Consider the following 15,997-nt stretch of genomic DNA (forward strand, 5'->3'; position numbering starts at 1 on the left):
CCCGCCTGCCTGATGTCGTTTTCTGCCTCTGCCCGTGAGCGGCCTCTCGTCGCGCCGTGCCGTCCCCGTTCCGGCCCTGCCCGGTCATAGTGTCGCCGGGTGATCCTGCGGGGCTCTGGGCGCTTGTGCCTTGCCGAGCTATGGGTCACTTTGCCATCCGGAGGCCCCGTTGAGAAGTGCAGGGAGGGATCACATGCCTGTGGAGCGCCTGAGTGTTGTCGTGACGCGACGGTTGCCGGACGCCGTCGAGACCCGGATGAAGGAGCTTTTCGACGTCGAACTGCGCGACCCCGACACGCGGATGACCCGCGACGAGCTGGCCGCGGCAATGCGCCGCGCCGACGTGCTGGTGCCCTGCGTGACCGACACGATCGACGCGGGCCTGTTGGCGCAGGCCGGCGACAAGCTCAAGCTGATCGCCAATTACGGCGCCGGGATCGACCATATCGACGTGGCCTCGGCCCGGCAACGGGGCATCCTCGTGTCGAATACCCCCGGCGTGGTGACCGAGGACACGGCCGACATGACGATGGCGCTCCTGTTGGCAGTGACGCGGCGCATTCCCGAGGGGCTGGCCCTCATGCAATCGGGCAAGTGGGAGGGCTGGGCCCCCACCGCGATGATGGGCGGCCGGATCGGCGGGCGGCGCCTCGGCATTCTCGGAATGGGGCGGATCGGGCAGGCTGTGGCGCGCCGGGCGCGGGCCTTCGGCATGCAGATCCACTATCACAACCGCCGACGCCTGCGCCCCGAACAGGAGGCCGAGGTCGAGGCGACCTGGTGGGAAAGCCTCGACCAGATGGTCAGTCGGGTCGACGTGCTGTCGATCAACTGCCCGCACACGCCCTCTACTTTCCATCTGCTGAACGCCCGGCGGCTGAAGCTGATGAAGCCCTCGGCGGTGATCGTGAACACCTCGCGCGGCGAGGTGATCGACGAGAACGCGCTGACCCGCGGCCTGCGCGCGGGCGAGATCGCGGGCGCGGGCCTCGACGTCTTCGAGCACGGCCACGAGATCAACCCGCGGCTGCGCGAACTCCCGAATGTCGTGCTGCTGCCGCACATGGGCTCGGCCACGGTCGAGGGCCGGATCGAGATGGGCGAGAAGGTGATCATCAACATCAAGACCTTCGCCGATGGCCACCGGCCGCCGGACCAGGTGGTGCCCGGGGTGATGTAGCGCACGCCGCGCAACCCGTTTCCGTTACTGTCGGTCCCGGTCCCGGGGAAGGGGCGATGCGTGCAGCGAAATCTCCCCGTCAATGCCGCGGGACGGCCCCACTCGCGCCGCGATCGCCGCCGAGCCTCGCGCCCCGGAAGATCGACGAAGATCGCAACCCGGAGGCCTCATGCATCGCACCTATCCCGTGCTCTTCATCCTGATCGTCGCGCTGGTCTCGGGCGGCATCTACCTGCTGAACGGTGACGGATCCGACAAGGCCGTCGCCGCCCCCGCCGCGCAGGGCAAGGCCGCACCCGGGATCGTGGCGCCCGGCCGGACCCCGGCGGGTGTCCCGGCAGCGGCCACCCCGCCAGCGGCCGCAGCGCCCCGGGTCTGCATCCGCCGCGGCGGCACGCTCGACTGTCCGAAGGGCTGAACCGGCGACGGCGACTGGTCCGCGGCGGCGCGGGGCCTATATCGGGGACAACGGAACCCACGGAGGCCCCATGATTCCCTATTCGGTCCTCGACCTGTCGCCCGTGCCCGAGGGCGCGACTCCTGCCGATGCGCTGGCCAACACCGCCGACCTTGCCCGCCATGCCGAGGGCTGGGGTTACAACCGCTACTGGCTGGCCGAACACCACAACATGACCGGCATCGCCTCGGCCGCCACCGCGGTGGTGATCGGCCATGTCGCGGCGGCGACAAAGACGATCCGCGTGGGATCGGGTGGCGTGATGCTGCCCAACCACGCGCCGCTGGTGATCGCCGAGCAGTTCGGCACGCTGGCCACGCTGTTTCCCGGCCGCATCGACCTCGGCCTCGGCCGGGCGCCGGGCACCGATCAGCTGACGATGCGCGCCCTGCGCCGGGGTATGAGCCAGGCCGACACCTTCCCCGACGACGTGGTGGAGCTGTACGGCCTTCTTCAGGACCCGCAGGAAGGCCAGCCGGTCCGCGCCGTGCCCGGCGCCGGCACCCATGTGCCGCTGTGGATCCTGGGGTCGAGCCTTTACGGCGCGCAGCTGGCGGCGCACCTCGGGCTGCCCTATGCTTTCGCCTCGCATTTCGCGCCTGACGCGCTGGAGGAGGCGCTGGCGCTCTACCGGGCGAACTTCCGCCCCGGTCTGGGCGGGGAGAAACCCTATTTCATGCTTGCCGCCAACATCTGCGCGGCGGATACGGACGAAGAGGCGCGGATCCTGCGGACCTCCTATCAGCAGGCTTTCATCAAGCTGCGCACCGGCCAGCCGGGCCCCCTGCCGCGGCCGGTCGAGCGGATCGAGGACGTGGCCGATCCGCGCTGGATCGCCCGGGTGGACGAGGCGCAGCGGGTCACCGCCGCCGGCAGCCTCGAGACGGTGACCCGGCAGCTGGGCGCCCTGGTCGACCGCTACGAGCCCGACGAGGTGATCCTGACCGGCCAGATCCACGACCATGCCGCGCGGCTGAAGTCGTTCGAACTGGCGGCACAGGCGATGCAGGCGGTCTCGGCTGCGCGGGAGCGGGCAGAGGCCTGACCCCGGGGGCGTGAGACAAAACTCTTCGAAGAGTTTTGCAAATTCCTTCGAAGGAATTTGGCCCGGCCGCGCGGCGGCGGTGAACCTCGCATCGCCGATGTCGTTTTCCGCCGCCAAATGTCGGGCGTCTCACGCCGCGGCACCCTCGCTCTGGCTCATATGGGGCCAAATCCATGCGACGAGGGAGTCGGCCGATGAAAACCCATGTCAAAGCCCTGATCGTCGGCGGCGGTGCCGTCGGCGCCTCGGTCGCCTATCACCTTGCCAAGGCGGGGTGGGACACCATGCTGGTGGAGCGCGACGAGCTGACCTCGGGCTCGACCTGGCATGCGGCGGGGCTGCTGCCGCTGTTCAACATGAACTTCGCGACCACGCATATCCACAAGTATTCGGTCGATTTCTACAAGACGCTGGAGGCCGAGACGGGTCTGAATGCCGGTTTTGCCGTGGTCGGCAACCTGCGGATGGCCCAGACCGACGCGCGGATGGACGAGTACAAGCTTTATTCCTCCATCGCCGAGACCGCGGGTGTCTACCACGAGTTCCTCAGCCCCAAGGAGATTTCGGACCGCTGGCCGCTGGTGCGCACGGATGACCTGAAGGGCGCGCTGTTCCATCCGCAGGACGGCTACATCAACCCTGCCGACGTGACCCAGGCCATGGCCAAGGGCGCACGCCAGCATGGCGCGGTGATCGAGCGCAAGTGGCAGGCCGACGCCTACGAATGGACCGGGTCGGAGTGGAAGGTCACGCTGACCAAGATGATCGAGAAGGGCGGCAACCTCGTGCCGTCCGAAGAACAGACCGTCGTCATGGCCGAGCATGTCGTCACATGCACCGGTAACCACGCGCAGCGTACCGCGCGGCTGCTGGGCATCAAGATCCCGGCGATCCCGGTCGAGCACCAGTATATCGTGACCGAGCCCGATCCGGCGCTGGTCGCGTACCGCAAGCAGGGCGGGGCGGAGCATCCGGTCCTGCGCGATGCCGACGCCAAGTGGTACGTGCGCGAGGAGCGCGGCGGCTGGATCCTCGGGCCCTATGAGCGCAACGCGCCCGCGCGCTTCATCTACGACGTGCCGGAAAGCTTCCGCGCCGACCTGTTCCAGCTGGATCTGGAGCGGATCGAGGAAGAATACATGTCGATGATCCACCGGATCCCGACCTCGGAAACCGCGGGCCTCAAGGACGATTTCAACGGCCCGATCTGCTACACCCCCGATGGCAACCCGCTGGTCGGCCCCGCACCGGGGCTGCGCAACATGTGGCTGGCCGAGGGCTTTTCCTTCGGGATCACGGCGGCGGGCGGCACCGGCTATTACCTCGCCCAGATGATGGTGGAGGGTGAGGCCGAGATCGATATGGCCGCGCTCGATCCCAAGCGTTACGGCGGCTGGATGACCACCGACTACGCGGTGAAGAAGAACGAAGAGGCCTATGAGCACGTCTTCATCCTGCACCACCCGGACGAAGAGCGCGAAGCGGCGCGTCCCTTGCGGACCTCGCCCGCCTATGACCGGCAGGCGGCCAAGGGCGCGCAATTCGGCCAGGTGAACGGCTGGGAACGCCCGAACTACTATGCGCCCATGGGCTTTGACGACCACGCGAGCCGCAGCTTCCGCCGCGGCGGCTGGTGGCAATATGCCAAGGCCGAGGCCGAGGCGCTGCGCGAGACCGCGGGGCTGATCGACGCGACCGCGTTCACCAAGCACATCGTGCGCGGGCCGGGTGCCACTCAGTTCCTCGACTGGTTCACCTGCAACAAGCTGCCCAAGGTCGGCCGCATCAACCTGACCTATGCGCTGACGGTCCAGGGCACGACGCGGACCGAATACACCATCGTCCGGATCGCCGAGGACGAATATTACCTCGTCTCCGCCGGGGCCTGGACGGCCTATGACGCCGACTTCCTCAAGAAGGCGGCCGAGGACAAGATGGGTGAGTTCGGCTGGATCGACATCCATGATGTGACCAACCAATGGGGTGTCTTTGCCATCGCGGGCCCTGCCTCGCGCGATATCCTGAAGGAGATCGTCAAGGATGCGGCGCCCGAGACGGTGCTGGGCAACAAGCGGTTCCCGTGGCTCTCGATGCGCAACATCGAGCTGGGCATGTGCCCGGTGCGCGCGATCCGCGTGGCCTATACCGGTGAGCTTGGGTGGGAACTGCATCACCCGATCGAGATGCAGAATTACCTGTTCGACCAGCTGATGGCGGCGGGCGAAAAGCACGGGATGAAGCTGGTCGGCGCACGGGCCCAGAACTGGCTGCGTCAGGAGAAGAGCTACCGCGCCTTCGGCACTGAGCTGGGTCGCGATGCGACGCCGCTGGAGGCCGGGCTCGACCGGTTCATCGACCTCGGAAAGGACTTCCACGGCAAGGAAGCGATGGTCGCCACCGGCATCCGGTCGAAATGCGTGACCGTGCTGATCGATGGCCCGGCGGATGCCGACCCCTGGGGGCGCGAGGCGCTGCTCAAGGACGGGGTGAAGGTCGGGCGCCTGACCTCGGGCGGCTGGTCGGTCGGGTTCGGCAAACAGATCGGCATGGGCTATGTCTCGCCCGAGCTGGCCGAGGTCGGGACCGAGCTGGAAGTGCGGATGTTCGGCGAGGCCTACAAGGCGGTGGTCGCCGAGGACAGCCCGTTCGATCCGACCAACGCGCGGATCCGGGTGGACGGCTGAGGACGTGCTGGTGCGGGGGGCGGCTGCCCCCCGTGCCCCGCGCCGTGGGGGTTTCACACCCCCACACCCCCGTGGAGTATTTCGGCAAGAAAGACGCGCGGGTCGGGGCGCCGGATGCGGCGTTCAGATCACTTCCATGTCCTTGATGCGCATCTCGTCGCCTCCGTTGGGCAGGAGGCGGGTGCCGCCGCAGTTCGGGCAGGGGGCGAGGCGGTCGTCGATCTCGACCGTTTCGCCGCAATCGTAGCACAGGGCCGTGCCGGGCAGGTCGATCATCTCGAGCGCGGCGCCTTCCGCCGGGCCGCCCTTCATCACCGTCTCGAAGCAGAAGGCGAGGGCGGGTTTCTCGACACCGGCGAAGGCGCCGATCTCGAGGCGCAGCTTGCGCACGGCGGTGAAGCCGTGGTCGCGGGCCTGGGCTTCAACGATCTCGCGGATGCCTTCGGCAAGCGACATCTCATGCATCGCGGGTCTCCTTCAGCGTGCAGGCGACGCAGGGGTCGAGGAGGTCGACCACCAGCGCGGCAAGCGGGCGTTTGGTGGCGGACAGGGTGGCAATCGACTGGTCCAGCATGCCGCCGGGGGCCAGCATGTGGTCGGTGGGCGTGCGACGGGTAAGGCCGGTGACACGGCCGCCTTCGGTGTCGAGGCGCAGGGCATAGAGGCCGCGGGCGGCTGCGGCGAGCGCGGTGCCGTCGGGCAGGCGCCGGGGCGCGGGGAGACGGCCAGCGAGGGCGGCCTCGACATCGGCGAGGCGGCCGAGCGCGCGCCAGAGCGGGCCGCGGCCGTGGCTGGCCTCGATGGCGCGCAGAAGCGGGTGGGCGGCGTGGCGCAGGCCGGGGGAATTCTCGACCGGGGCTGCGGCGAGCGCGGTGTCGTCGGTGACGGGGGCGAGGTTGGCGACCGCCTCGCCCGGGGCGAAGGCGCGGTCGAGCGCGGCCAGCAGCGGGGCGGCGCCGGTGCCCTCGGCGCGCCAGCGGGCCAGGGCTGCCGGCGTGTCGGGGAGGTGGCGTGCCGGGCCGAAAAGCGCCTCGGCCTCGGTTCCCGGACGGGGCAGGGGGGCGGGGGGCAGGCCGAGCAGCTGCGGCCAGGTCAGGCCGAGTTTCAGCAGGTGGTCGCGCAGCAATTCGCGGTGCAGCGCAGCAGCGCTGTCGCCCGGGTCGAGGCCGAGGCTGAGCCGTGCCGCGGCCTCCTGCGCCGAGCGGCAGAGGCTGAAGAGCCGGGGCAGCAGGGTGGCGGCCTCCTCGGGGGACTTGCCGGCGATCAGCCGGGCGAGGGGCAGCGCGGGGGCGGGCCGGACCCGGGCCGCGAGCTTGCCGCCTTCCTCTGCAATGGTGATCTCGATGCCGTCGAACATGGGCGGAGCGTAGCGGGCGGCGCGGGCCGGGGCCAGAGGATCGTCGGGCCCCCGGGGGGGCATGTTACGGCCGGAAACCGGACCGCGGGCCGCCTTGTTCCGGACGGGCCGAGGAATGCGGGAATTGCCCGGATCAGGCCGTGCTTGATCGGGCCACGCTTATCAGGCCGTGTGCTTGATGAGGAACGTGTAGACGCCCGCCTTCTCGCTGTGCTCCATCATCTCGTTGCCGGTCGTGCGGCAGAAGGCTTCGAAATCCTTCACCGAGCCCGGGTCGGTGGCGTCGATCTGCAGCACCGCCCCGGTCGGCATGTCCTTCAGCGCCTTTTTCGCGCGCAGGATCGGCAGCGGGCAGTTCAGCCCCTTGGCGTCGAGAACCTGGTCGGCCATGTCGTGTGTTCCTTCTTCTCTCTCGTCAGATATAGAGGTTGATGTCGCTTTTCGCCGCGACGTCGACCCAGCTGGCCGCGCCGCCCAGGGTGGGGCCGTCGATCATGTCCTCGCGCTTGTATTCGAAGAGATCCATGGTCATCTGGCAGGCGATCATGTTGACGTCGGCCTCGAGCGCGAGGTCGCGCAGTTCCTCGATCGAGGCGACGCCCTTCTTCTTCATCATGTTCTTCATCATGGTGGTGGTGAGCGAGGTCATCCCCGGCAGCGCCGCCACGATATTCGGCATCGCCATGTGGCCGCCGCCCATCGGCATCTCCATCGCGCTGTTGCCCAGCGGGTTGATCTTGAGGTCCAGCTTCTTCTTAAGGAGCTGGAGGCCGTAGAAGGTGAAGAACATCGTCGTCTCGATCCCCATCGCGGCCGCGGTGGTGGCCAGGATGAACGGCGGATAGGCCCAGTCGAGCGTGCCCTTCGTGACGATGATGGTCATCGACTTGGCATTGGTATCGTCGAGCATATTTTCCTCCAGCCGGCGGGGCCGGCGTTCGTTGAAATCTTCGACCGGGCCTGCGGTCATTGCCCCGCGATCACGGGGCCTTCAGTCCGGGCCGCCATTGCAGGGCCGCCGTCGCGAGAGGCCTTTGCCAGGCCCGCCGCGCTATGCGTTGCAGCCGGCGAAGGCGTCGGCGTCCATCTTGGCCTCGTAGGGGCCGGCCACGTCGGTGCCCCTGGTCAGCGCCGCGGTGGCCGCGGGATCCTCGGGCTTCACCTTCACCATCCAGCCCTCGCCGTAGGTGTCGGAATTCGCCAGCGAGGGGTTCGCGACCAGGGTGTCGTTGGTCGCCACGATCTCGGCGTCGAAGCCGAGCTTGGCGGGGCCGACCCACTTGCCCGACTCGACCGTCGCGCAGGACTTGCCGGCCTTGATCGTCTTGCCCGCCTTCTTGGCGGTGAAGGCGACCAGCTGGCCGGCCATGCCGGTCGCGATCATCGTCATGCCGACGGTGAAGGTTCCGTCGCCCTCGTCGCGGTACCAAAGGTTGTTGTCGACGTCGTACAGCAGGTCGTCGGGAAGGTTGCAGCCACGCACCACAGGCATTTCAGGCCTCCATCGCTCAAGCGGTTTCCTTGTCGTTCGGGGTCGTCTCGGCCCTGCGGATCGGGCGGGACGAGCAGCAGAATTCGCCCAGCCCGTCGGCCTGCAACTTGCCGCCGATGAAGAGCGCGAGGTGGCGCACGACCATGGCGCCGACGCGGATCGCGTGGGCGACATCCGCGGCCGCCGGGTCGTACAGGATCAGGTTGCGGTGATAGACCAGCTCGCGGCAGGTCTCGCGGCAGGCGTTGAAACTGGGGTTGCCTCGCGCGCCCTGGCGGTGAAGGGCAAGCAGGCGGAACCCCTCGTGCGTCTCGTCGGTGGGGGTCTCTCCGCGGGCGTCCAGCCAGGCTTCGAGGATCGACTCGCCCATCGAGAGCATCTCCTCCGCCAGGGCGGGGGCCTCTGCCATGAGCATGGCGTTGGGGGTGGCGATGATCGCGTCGATCCGCGCTTCGATCTCCCCGATGGTCAGGCGCTTCTCCAAGGACGTCATCATCCCAGCCCCTTTTCCTTCAGCAGCGGGCGGGCATCCGAGAAGTTCTCGTTGACGCCGACCTTGCGGGCGGAAAGCCCCAGCGCCATGCCCAACAGCTGCGTAAAGTAAAGTATCTTGATATTCGTCTTTTTGCCAAGGACCTTTTCGGCCCGGACCTGGTGCATCTCGAGCCCGGTGTGACAGGTGGGGCATTCGGTGGCGATCACCTCGGCACCGCAGGCCTCGGCCGCCGTCAGGATGTTGAGGACGAGCTTCGTAGAGGTGTCGCTGTCCGACAGCGTGTGCGCCCCGCCGCAGCATGCGGTCTTGAGCGGGAAGTCGACGTTCTCGGCCCCGGCGGCGGCAAGGATGTCGTCCATGAAATGCGGCTTGGCGGTCGATTCCGTGCCCGGGCCCTGGTCCTTTTCCGGGAAGATGTGGCGCGGGCGGGTGTACATGCAGCCGTAATAGTTGGCGATCTTGACGCCCTTGAGCGAGTTCTTCACTCGCTCGCGGATGCCGTCCTCGCCGATCGAATGCTTGATCCAGTCCAGCGCGTGGATCGTCTCGACCTTGCCGGCCTTGTAGGGGCGGTGACCGGCCTTGGTGGCCAGCCGGTCGTTGACCTCGACCGAGGCCGGGTCATGGCCAAGGTCGTATTCCGCCTTCTTGAGGTTGTGGTAGCAGCCGTTGCAGGGCGCCATCACGGTGTCGAAGCCCATCTCCTCGGTCGTGCCGAGGGTGCGCGCGGACAGGTAGGTCTGGATCTTGGGGTCGATGTTCTTCACTTCCATCGCGCCGCAGCAGTTCCAGTTCTCGACCTCCACCAGGTCGAGGCCCAGTGCCTTGCCCACCGCCTTGGTCGACCGGTTGTAGGCGTGACCCGACCCCTCCAGCGCGCAGCCGGGGTAATAGGCGACCCGCTTGTATTTCATGTCTCCGGCCATCACTTCGCTCCCTTGGTTCCGAGCCCGACCGCGCGGCGGTTACGCTCTTCGCATTCGTGGACGTATTCCTCGATCGCATCGCGGGCCTTGCCCCAGCCCCGGGTCCTGGGTCGGAACACCGTCGCGAGGCCAAGCTTCATGAGGTAGAAGACCGGGAACCGCTTCACGAGGCCCGAAACCAGGGCCACCAGCCAGGGCTGGGTCACCGGTTGGCCGGTGCGCTTGAAGAATTCGCGCAGCACCAGCCCGTCCTCGATCTTGCCGCGTTCGAACACCTGCTCGGAAAACGCCTCGTCGAAGATCATCGAGGGCGATTTCGGCGTGTGGCCTTTCAGTTCCAGCCAGTGCGAGGTGGCCTTCATCACCTGTTCCGGCACCACGTCGCGCGGGCAGGCGTAGGTGCATTTGTTGCACGACACGCATTGCCAGATGATGTCCTTGTCGCGCAGCAGCTCCTCTTCCATGCCCATGCGGATCAGGTAGATCCAGTAGCGCGGGTTGAAGTCGGGGTTCAGCGCGTTGACGGTGCAGGCGTTGGTGCAGGATCCGCATTGCCAGCAGCGGTGGATGTTCTCGCCCCCCGGCAGGGCCGCGATCTCTTCCTGCAGGGTCTCGTTGTAATCCGGAACCGACCGGCCTTCGATGAAGGTCGACCAGTGGCCCGAGACGTCCATTCCCTCGATCACCAGCTCTTCGTGTTCGACCAGCTTCTCGGGCCGGATCAGGGATTTCTCGTGAATGGGCATCAGCTGTTCTCCTGGTGGGAAATCCCCTTCGGGGTGCCGAGGACATGGGCAGTGCCGTCGATGAGCTTGAGGCGGGTGCGTCCGGTCTCGGTATCGACGGCGTCGAGGCCCAGCATGCGCCGCGTGTGCAGCATCGGGTCCGACGAGGTGGCGAATTCGGCCCGCATCAGCGAGCCGCCGCGATCGTTGATGTAATCGGCGTAGACATGCGACATCAGCAGATCGGTGTAGAAGGGCAGGTCGCGGAAGACGCCCTGCGTGGTCAGGAACTCTTCCAGTTCCGTGCTCAGCATCCTGAAGGCGGCGAAGTCATCGTCCACCGCGATCCGGGCGGTCGCCACGTCGTCCGAGAACCAGATCTCGCGCAGGACGCCGGTCTTGACGCGCGCGTCCCAGACCCAGCGGCACATCAGCGGGTAGCGGTCTGGCGCGATGAAATGCAGCACCTCGGCGCCGAGGTCGCGGACCCAGCGGTGCGCCTTGTCGTCCGGGAAGGCGCCGGTGAAATCCTGCAATCGCGTGTCGACGGTGCCGAGGTCGGACCAGCCTGCCAGCAGGCGTTCAAGCCGGCTCCGCAGCGCCTCGAACCCGTTTTCGCCGATGTAGCTGCCCACCTTGCGCCTGACCGGGGTGATGAAGGCGGCGAGGTCGAGGAACTCCATCTCGGTAAGCTCCGCCACGCGGCCCTTGCCCAGCATCTCCTCGAAGAGCGAGGCCTTGAGGGCGAGCGCCATGACGTAGCGCTCCACCCCGCCGGTGGGTTCGGCCGACTTGACGAGATGCTCGAACGCGCGCCGCAGGACGGGGCCGGACAGGTCCAGCACGGGCGCGTCCTTGCGGACCTCCCGTTCCCGCGGTTTGCGCCCGAGCCCGAACATCACTCGGCCGCTTCTGCAGGGGTCTTGGCGGGCACGAAGGTCAGCGCCGCCATCGCCGCGGCCGAGCCCTGCGCGATCGAGTCGTCGATCGTCTCCGGCCCGGTCGCCGAGCCCGCCACAAAGACGCCGGGGCGCGAGGTCTCGCACAGCGTGGTGTAGGTGTTCTTGCGCTCGATGTAGCCGTACTTGTTCAGCTTCACCCCGAAGACCGACGAGATCGTCATGTTGTCGACGTTCGGGTCCATGCCGACGGCGTGCACCACCATGTCGAAGGGGATCGAGATCGGGCGTTTGACGAGGGTATCCTCGCCCTTCACCAGCAGGCGCTTGCCGTCCGAGGTGACCTCGGCGATCCGGGCCTTGATGTACTTGACCTTATATTCCTCCTGGGAGCCCCAGTAGAATTCGCCCTCGTAGAGGCCGAAGGTCCGGATATCCATGTAGTATATGTAGACATTCGACTCCGGCAGTTCCTCGCGGATCTCCATCGCCAGGTTGGCCGAGACGGTGCAGCAGATCTTGGAGCACCACTCGCGCCCGATCTGGCGGTCGCGAGAGCCCACGCACAGCAGGATCGCCACGCGGTCCGGCTTGCGCCCGTCCGAGGGGCAGCGCACGCCCTTGCCGGAGGAGATCATCTGTTCCAACTGCGTGGTGGTGACGACGTCGGGATAGGTGCCGAAGCCCCACTCGGGCTTGTTCACGCTGTCGAAATGGGTGAACCCGGTGGTCAGGATCGCGCTGCCGACCTCGACCTTGCCGCCGTCCTTCAGCGTCGCCGTGAAGGCGCCGGGCGTGCCGTCGAAGCTTTGTACCCGCGCGCCGGTCCTGACCGTGACATTGGGGTTGTCCACGACCCGCTTGACCATTGCGCCGATCACGTCCGAGGCCCATTCGTGACTGGGCACCAGCTTGGCGTATCCCGACAGGATGGGTGCGCCGCCGAGACGATCCTCCTTCTCGATCAGGGTCACCTTGCGGCCTGCGCTGGCCGCGGCATGGGCGGCGGAAAGGCCCGCAGGCCCCCCGCCGACGATCAGGATGGGCTGGCTCACTTCTCCGCTCCTGCAAGTGCTTTGGGTTTGACGTAGCCGGGGCCCGAGGTGATGGCCCGCTTCGGGTCGTAGAGGGTCTCGATCCGGCCCGCCTTGACCTCTTCTAGGTAGGCCTCGAATTCGGCCTTCTTCTGCTCCCAGTCGATTCCCATCTTCTCGAGCAGGGTCTCGAACGGTGAGGCGTGCCAGTGCAGTTGCGCCAGCTTGTAGGGATGCGCGCCGAGCGCGATGGCCGCGAACTGGCAATCCGCCATGACCGGCAATTCGTAGACCTTGTCGACGGCGCGGCCGATCCACTGGTTCTTGTCCAGCGTGGTGATGCAGCCGGTGTCATGGCCGATCATGACATCGGATTTCGCCTCTTCCACCGCGACCTTGATCTTGCGGTCGATCGCGAAGGAGCGGGTGAATTCACGCTCGCCGATGATGTGGCGGAAGCCGAAACCGCAGCAATCGTACCACGTGGAATAGTCGATCACCTGCGTGCCCAGCGTCTGCAGAAGGCCCGTGGTTACCGCCACGCGGTTCCCGTCCATCACCGTGTCGTCGTAGATCACGTCCTCCGGCACCATCTTGTAGACGTGGCAGGCCGGGTGCACCGTGGTGCGGATGTTCGAGACGTCGATCTCCTGATAATTCCTGATCCGGTGGCGCATGACGTGCAGCCACTCGGAATAATGCACCAGCTCCTCCGGGATCAGCAGCTTGCCGTCGACCAGACGCCCCAGCTTGCCGAGGATCTTGGTGACCTCCTCGCGCAGCTCGGCCGAGTGGACCAGGAAGTGCCGCATCTCCTTGTAGTTGCCGAACGAGGTGCCGCAGTGGATCAGCGGGTAATAGGTGCCCTCGGGCAGCCCCTGCGCCTTGGCCGAGACATAGGCCTGGTGGTAGTTGCGCAGGAACACCGCCGCCAGCGAGACCACGTTGCCGATCCCCGAGCCGTGGTAGTTCCACGCGGTGCACGAGGTCTGGTCGGTCTCGTCGAGATAGGTCAGCTCCATCTTGTTCATCAGCCACAGGACCGACGAGGGATAGCCCGGGATGTTGCCGCACTGGCCGCAGGACTTGTGGTGCCAGAGGTTGGTCGTGGGGATCTTCTTGTCCCAGCCGTACAGCGTTTTCGCCATGATTGGTTCGTTGTGGTCGCCCACGCGGTGAACCTTGATCTGGCCCTCCTTCTCCAGCTGCCACATCGCGTCGCGCACGTCTTCCTTGCGCTCCTTCGAGGTCAGCATCGACCGCTTGTCGATCTTCGCCTCGACCCAGTCGGTGGCGCGGCGCGCCTCGTCCCGGCTCAGGTTCGAGGGCTGCCAGTCCGCGCCGAAGCCCGAAAATGCGCCGCCGCCCGTGTTCTCTTCGGTTGCCATCGCTGGTCTCCTCTCGCTTGGTCCGCCGCGCCCTGGCGACGTGCCGGGCTCAATCGTCGTCGTCCCCGTCGTCTTCCTGTTCCTCGAGCCAGTCGTCCCATTCCTCGCGCTTCTCATCCATCACGTCCGAGACGACGTCGAAGAGGTTCTCGTCGACCATCTCCAGTTGATCGAGGACGCCCGTGGCCTCCCAGATCGTGTAAAGCTCGACCGAGGTTTTCAGGTTCACCTCCCACGCCGTATCCAGAGTGTGCATGGTCGGCATCGGGATCGCCTTGCGCAAAATCATCAGCGGCGCATCGACCTTGGCGACGTTCGGCCCCCAGTCGGGAAAGGCCTCCTTGGTGATCATGTTGGGCGCCAGCTGGTTGCCGGTGGACACCAGCTTCAGCAGCACGCGCGAGAACGGGCGCAGCACCTCCTTCGCCGTCTCCATCCCGTGCTTGATCGCGACTTCGCGCATGATCATGACAAGGCCGCCGGGCGAGTTCTCGAACGGGCAGCGAGCGGCGCAGGTGTAGCACTGGGCGCAGGCCCAGATCTTTTCCTGCATGGCGTCGTAGATGCCCTCGAGGTTCTCGGTCCACAAAAGCTGGACGATCTCGCGTGGCGAGTAATCGTAGTAATGCGCCGAGGGGCAGGTCGCGGTGCAGATGCCGCAGTTCAGGCAACCGTGGATCTCGTGGTGATAGACCGCGTGGCCCCGGATGTCGTCGAAGATCTCCTCGAGCTTCTCGTAGGGCACGACGGGCTTGTCCGAGACCGGGTCGCTGATCTGCGGGTCTGGTAGTTTTGCGTGAACCGTCACCGGAGCCTCCCTTCGGCGAGTGTCTGCGTCTGGCGATGTCTCGTGCGCCCCGGGTACGTCGATCCCGGAGGGCGGGGCCCTAGTAGGTCAGGACCCTGGCGTCGTCGTTTTCCATGATGTCCTCGATCACCTTTGCGCCGCCAACGATGCCCTCGCATTCGGGGATCAGGTCGTCGGCGGTCATGTCGAAGAGATCGAGGTTGGGCGAGCAGCAGTAGAACTTCGCCCCCGCCTCGTGCGCATCCTTGATGAAGTCGTAGACGGTCTTGGGCGACCCTTCCTTGACCACCAGCTTCTCGGCCTCGCCCTTCTTCATCAGGCGCCCGGCGGTGGCGGTGCAGATCACGTCGACCTCGTAGTCCATGGCGGCGGCGACGGTGGCCTGGAAGAACGGTGCGCCAAGCTCCTCGCCGTTGCGCGGGTCGGTGTTCACCATCACGATGATCAGTTTGTCAGCCAAGGGGTCCTCCCATGATCCCGTTTGCGCTGAAGGGGCGCGGCCATTGGTCGCCTTTGCGTCTCCCTCCTCCTCCTGATCTACGTTAGATGCACAAATTTGAATAAGCAATACCGTCGTGCCGCGGCATGGTCCGGAAGTGCCAGACCGGGGGGACGAGGGGTGGCCAGGATCACATCCAGCCGGTCGCGGAGACGACGCCGACCATCAGGTCCGTCAGCGCGGCGCCGATCTCCGCCTGTGCGTCCGTCAGCTCCTGCAGCGGGGTGACGCAGTCTTCCGGCGTGTCGGCGAATTCCATGATCAGATCCTCCATCATACCGCGTTTCATGCCCGGATGACCCAGGAAACCAAGGCAATTCCCGCGTGTGGAGAAGACCAGAGGCTCCCCCGTTTCACCCGCGGCGAGGATGGTGCCGCCCGGTGGGATCGCCGGGGCGTCGCGAAGGTAGCAGCCGATCGGAAAGCTCTGCGGCAGATGTCCGCCGAGATGGCCCGGCGCGGTGGCGATGGCGCGCGCCACGTCGAACCTCAGGGGCGCCTCGCGTGCGCCGCCACCCGCCGCGGTGGAGAGAATCACCGAGCCCAGTTCCATCCCCACGACCGGCAGGCCCGCGTCGAGGAAGGCCCGCGTCAGCCGGAGCTCGTGCCCGATGGACGGCAGGATGTGCCCCGAGACGATGCCATAGGGCCCGCCGCCCAGCAGTATCAGCCCGTCGAACCCCTCGGTCGAACTCGGCAACAGCCCGCCCGACGTGAAGGGACGCTTGTAGACGAAGCGGATGTTGCGCCCCTCGAGATGGTCTTCCATCAGCCCGAGGTATTCCGCCTCGGTGTGCTGGATCACGCAGATGGTCTTCACGCCGGGCCTCCTGCCGCGCGGGGGGAGGGCGGTGCGCGCCGCGGCGGGCCACGGAACGGCCGCCTCCCCCGGTCAATTCGCTCCCGCGCAGGAGACCGCGCCGGGGGCACTCCGTCAACCTCGCATTCGAATTTTTGAATAGGGTCGCGGACGGGGCCTCGTCGGGGCCCTGCCGGGCGCTCCTCGG

Annotated in this window: 18 protein-coding genes; 4 read left to right on the forward strand and 14 right to left on the reverse strand. The window is 66.8% G+C overall.

Features of this window, described 5'->3' with window-relative positions:
- The first annotated feature begins 193 nt into the window (after positions 1-193).
- From CVV76_RS08350 to CVV76_RS08365, 4 genes are all read left to right on the forward strand, one after another.
- Positions 194-1,180 (forward strand): 2-hydroxyacid dehydrogenase, encoded by a 987-nt coding sequence (locus CVV76_RS08350; RefSeq protein WP_102224187.1) that lies wholly within the window; start codon positions 194-196, stop codon positions 1,178-1,180.
- A 169-nt stretch (positions 1,181-1,349) separates the two neighbouring features.
- Positions 1,350-1,598: a hypothetical protein gene (locus tag CVV76_RS08355; RefSeq protein ID WP_102224188.1), complete on the forward strand. Its 249-nt coding sequence runs from the start codon at positions 1,350-1,352 to the stop codon at positions 1,596-1,598.
- A gap of 70 nt (positions 1,599-1,668) precedes the next feature.
- The gene (locus CVV76_RS08360; RefSeq protein WP_102224189.1) at positions 1,669-2,682 is read left to right on the forward strand and encodes an LLM class flavin-dependent oxidoreductase; all 1,014 of its coding nucleotides are present in this window, start codon (positions 1,669-1,671) and stop codon (positions 2,680-2,682) included.
- Between the two features lie 194 nt (positions 2,683-2,876).
- Entirely contained in the window at positions 2,877-5,366 is a 2,490-nt protein-coding gene (locus CVV76_RS08365) for a GcvT family protein (RefSeq protein ID WP_102224190.1), read from the forward strand.
- A gap of 123 nt (positions 5,367-5,489) precedes the next feature.
- On the opposite strand, the gene hypA is transcribed toward CVV76_RS08365, so the two are convergent.
- From hypA to CVV76_RS08435, 14 genes are all read right to left on the reverse strand, one after another.
- The gene (hypA, locus tag CVV76_RS08370; protein ID WP_102224191.1) at positions 5,490-5,831 is read right to left on the reverse strand and encodes a hydrogenase maturation nickel metallochaperone HypA; all 342 of its coding nucleotides are present in this window, start codon (positions 5,829-5,831) and stop codon (positions 5,490-5,492) included.
- A complete protein-coding gene (locus CVV76_RS08375; RefSeq protein WP_146010271.1) occupies positions 5,824-6,723 on the reverse strand; it encodes a hydrogenase expression/formation protein HupK in 900 nt (299 codons plus the stop codon). Before CVV76_RS08375 ends, hypA begins: the two co-directional genes overlap by 8 nt.
- A 162-nt stretch (positions 6,724-6,885) precedes the next feature.
- Positions 6,886-7,113: a sulfurtransferase TusA family protein gene (locus tag CVV76_RS08380; RefSeq protein ID WP_102224192.1), complete on the reverse strand. Its 228-nt coding sequence runs from the start codon at positions 7,111-7,113 to the stop codon at positions 6,886-6,888.
- A 25-nt stretch (positions 7,114-7,138) separates the two neighbouring features.
- Positions 7,139-7,633, reverse strand: a complete 495-nt coding sequence (dsrE2, locus tag CVV76_RS08385) for a sulfur carrier protein DsrE2 (protein ID WP_102224315.1) — start codon at positions 7,631-7,633, stop codon at positions 7,139-7,141.
- 141 nt (positions 7,634-7,774) lie between these two features.
- Positions 7,775-8,215, reverse strand: a complete 441-nt coding sequence (locus CVV76_RS08390) for a glycine cleavage system protein H (protein ID WP_199178537.1) — start codon at positions 8,213-8,215, stop codon at positions 7,775-7,777.
- A gap of 16 nt (positions 8,216-8,231) precedes the next feature.
- Positions 8,232-8,711 (reverse strand): hypothetical protein, encoded by a 480-nt coding sequence (locus tag CVV76_RS08395; protein ID WP_102224193.1) that lies wholly within the window; start codon positions 8,709-8,711, stop codon positions 8,232-8,234.
- Positions 8,708-9,637: a CoB--CoM heterodisulfide reductase iron-sulfur subunit B family protein gene (locus tag CVV76_RS08400; protein ID WP_233192777.1), complete on the reverse strand. Its 930-nt coding sequence runs from the start codon at positions 9,635-9,637 to the stop codon at positions 8,708-8,710. Before CVV76_RS08400 ends, CVV76_RS08395 begins: the two co-directional genes overlap by 4 nt.
- On the reverse strand, positions 9,637-10,383 hold the full coding sequence (locus CVV76_RS08405) for a 4Fe-4S dicluster domain-containing protein (RefSeq protein WP_102224194.1): 747 nt from the start codon (positions 10,381-10,383) through the stop codon (positions 9,637-9,639). The genes CVV76_RS08400 and CVV76_RS08405 overlap by 1 nt, the downstream gene beginning before the upstream one ends.
- Positions 10,383-11,207, reverse strand: a complete 825-nt coding sequence (locus CVV76_RS08410) for a hypothetical protein (protein ID WP_146010272.1) — start codon at positions 11,205-11,207, stop codon at positions 10,383-10,385. Before CVV76_RS08410 ends, CVV76_RS08405 begins: the two co-directional genes overlap by 1 nt.
- A gap of 53 nt (positions 11,208-11,260) precedes the next feature.
- Complete coding sequence (locus CVV76_RS08415; protein WP_102224196.1) at positions 11,261-12,316, reverse strand: FAD-dependent oxidoreductase; 1,056 nt, start codon at positions 12,314-12,316, stop codon at positions 11,261-11,263.
- Positions 12,313-13,683 (reverse strand): heterodisulfide reductase-related iron-sulfur binding cluster, encoded by a 1,371-nt coding sequence (locus tag CVV76_RS08420; protein WP_102224197.1) that lies wholly within the window; start codon positions 13,681-13,683, stop codon positions 12,313-12,315. Before CVV76_RS08420 ends, CVV76_RS08415 begins: the two co-directional genes overlap by 4 nt.
- Before the next feature lie 49 nt (positions 13,684-13,732).
- Positions 13,733-14,491 carry a 4Fe-4S dicluster domain-containing protein gene (locus CVV76_RS08425; RefSeq protein WP_199178538.1) on the reverse strand — a complete coding sequence of 253 codons (759 nt, stop codon included), beginning with the start codon at positions 14,489-14,491 and terminating at the stop codon, positions 13,733-13,735.
- Between the two features lie 79 nt (positions 14,492-14,570).
- The gene (locus CVV76_RS08430; protein WP_102224198.1) at positions 14,571-14,951 is read right to left on the reverse strand and encodes a DsrE/DsrF/DrsH-like family protein; all 381 of its coding nucleotides are present in this window, start codon (positions 14,949-14,951) and stop codon (positions 14,571-14,573) included.
- Positions 14,952-15,120: 169 nt separating this feature from the next.
- Positions 15,121-15,810: a type 1 glutamine amidotransferase family protein gene (locus CVV76_RS08435; protein ID WP_102224199.1), complete on the reverse strand. Its 690-nt coding sequence runs from the start codon at positions 15,808-15,810 to the stop codon at positions 15,121-15,123.
- Positions 15,811-15,997 lie beyond the last annotated feature (187 nt).

The organism is Acidimangrovimonas sediminis (assembly GCF_002871005.1).
GTDB classification, from domain to species: Bacteria; Pseudomonadota; Alphaproteobacteria; order Rhodobacterales; family Rhodobacteraceae; genus Acidimangrovimonas; species Acidimangrovimonas sediminis.

What these genes read in the sequence shown, in the direction of transcription:
- CVV76_RS08390 (WP_199178537.1), bottom strand. Translation starts at nt 8,215, where the DNA reads ATGCCTGTGGTGCGTGGCTGCAACCTTCCCGACGACCTGCTGTACGAC.
- CVV76_RS08375 (WP_146010271.1), bottom strand. Translation starts at nt 6,723, where the DNA reads ATGTTCGACGGCATCGAGATCACCATTGCAGAGGAAGGCGGCAAGCTC.
- CVV76_RS08405 (WP_102224194.1), bottom strand. Translation starts at nt 10,383, where the DNA reads ATGCCCATTCACGAGAAATCCCTGATCCGGCCCGAGAAGCTGGTCGAA.
- CVV76_RS08355 (WP_102224188.1), top strand. Translation starts at nt 1,350, where the DNA reads ATGCATCGCACCTATCCCGTGCTCTTCATCCTGATCGTCGCGCTGGTC.
- dsrE2 (WP_102224315.1), bottom strand. Translation starts at nt 7,633, where the DNA reads ATGCTCGACGATACCAATGCCAAGTCGATGACCATCATCGTCACGAAG.
- CVV76_RS08365 (WP_102224190.1), top strand. Translation starts at nt 2,877, where the DNA reads ATGAAAACCCATGTCAAAGCCCTGATCGTCGGCGGCGGTGCCGTCGGC.
- CVV76_RS08395 (WP_102224193.1), bottom strand. Translation starts at nt 8,711, where the DNA reads ATGATGACGTCCTTGGAGAAGCGCCTGACCATCGGGGAGATCGAAGCG.
- CVV76_RS08380 (WP_102224192.1), bottom strand. Translation starts at nt 7,113, where the DNA reads ATGGCCGACCAGGTTCTCGACGCCAAGGGGCTGAACTGCCCGCTGCCG.
- CVV76_RS08400 (WP_233192777.1), bottom strand. Translation starts at nt 9,637, where the DNA reads ATGGCCGGAGACATGAAATACAAGCGGGTCGCCTATTACCCCGGCTGC.
- hypA (WP_102224191.1), bottom strand. Translation starts at nt 5,831, where the DNA reads ATGCATGAGATGTCGCTTGCCGAAGGCATCCGCGAGATCGTTGAAGCC.
- CVV76_RS08360 (WP_102224189.1), top strand. Translation starts at nt 1,669, where the DNA reads ATGATTCCCTATTCGGTCCTCGACCTGTCGCCCGTGCCCGAGGGCGCG.
- CVV76_RS08420 (WP_102224197.1), bottom strand. Translation starts at nt 13,683, where the DNA reads ATGGCAACCGAAGAGAACACGGGCGGCGGCGCATTTTCGGGCTTCGGC.
- CVV76_RS08350 (WP_102224187.1), top strand. Translation starts at nt 194, where the DNA reads ATGCCTGTGGAGCGCCTGAGTGTTGTCGTGACGCGACGGTTGCCGGAC.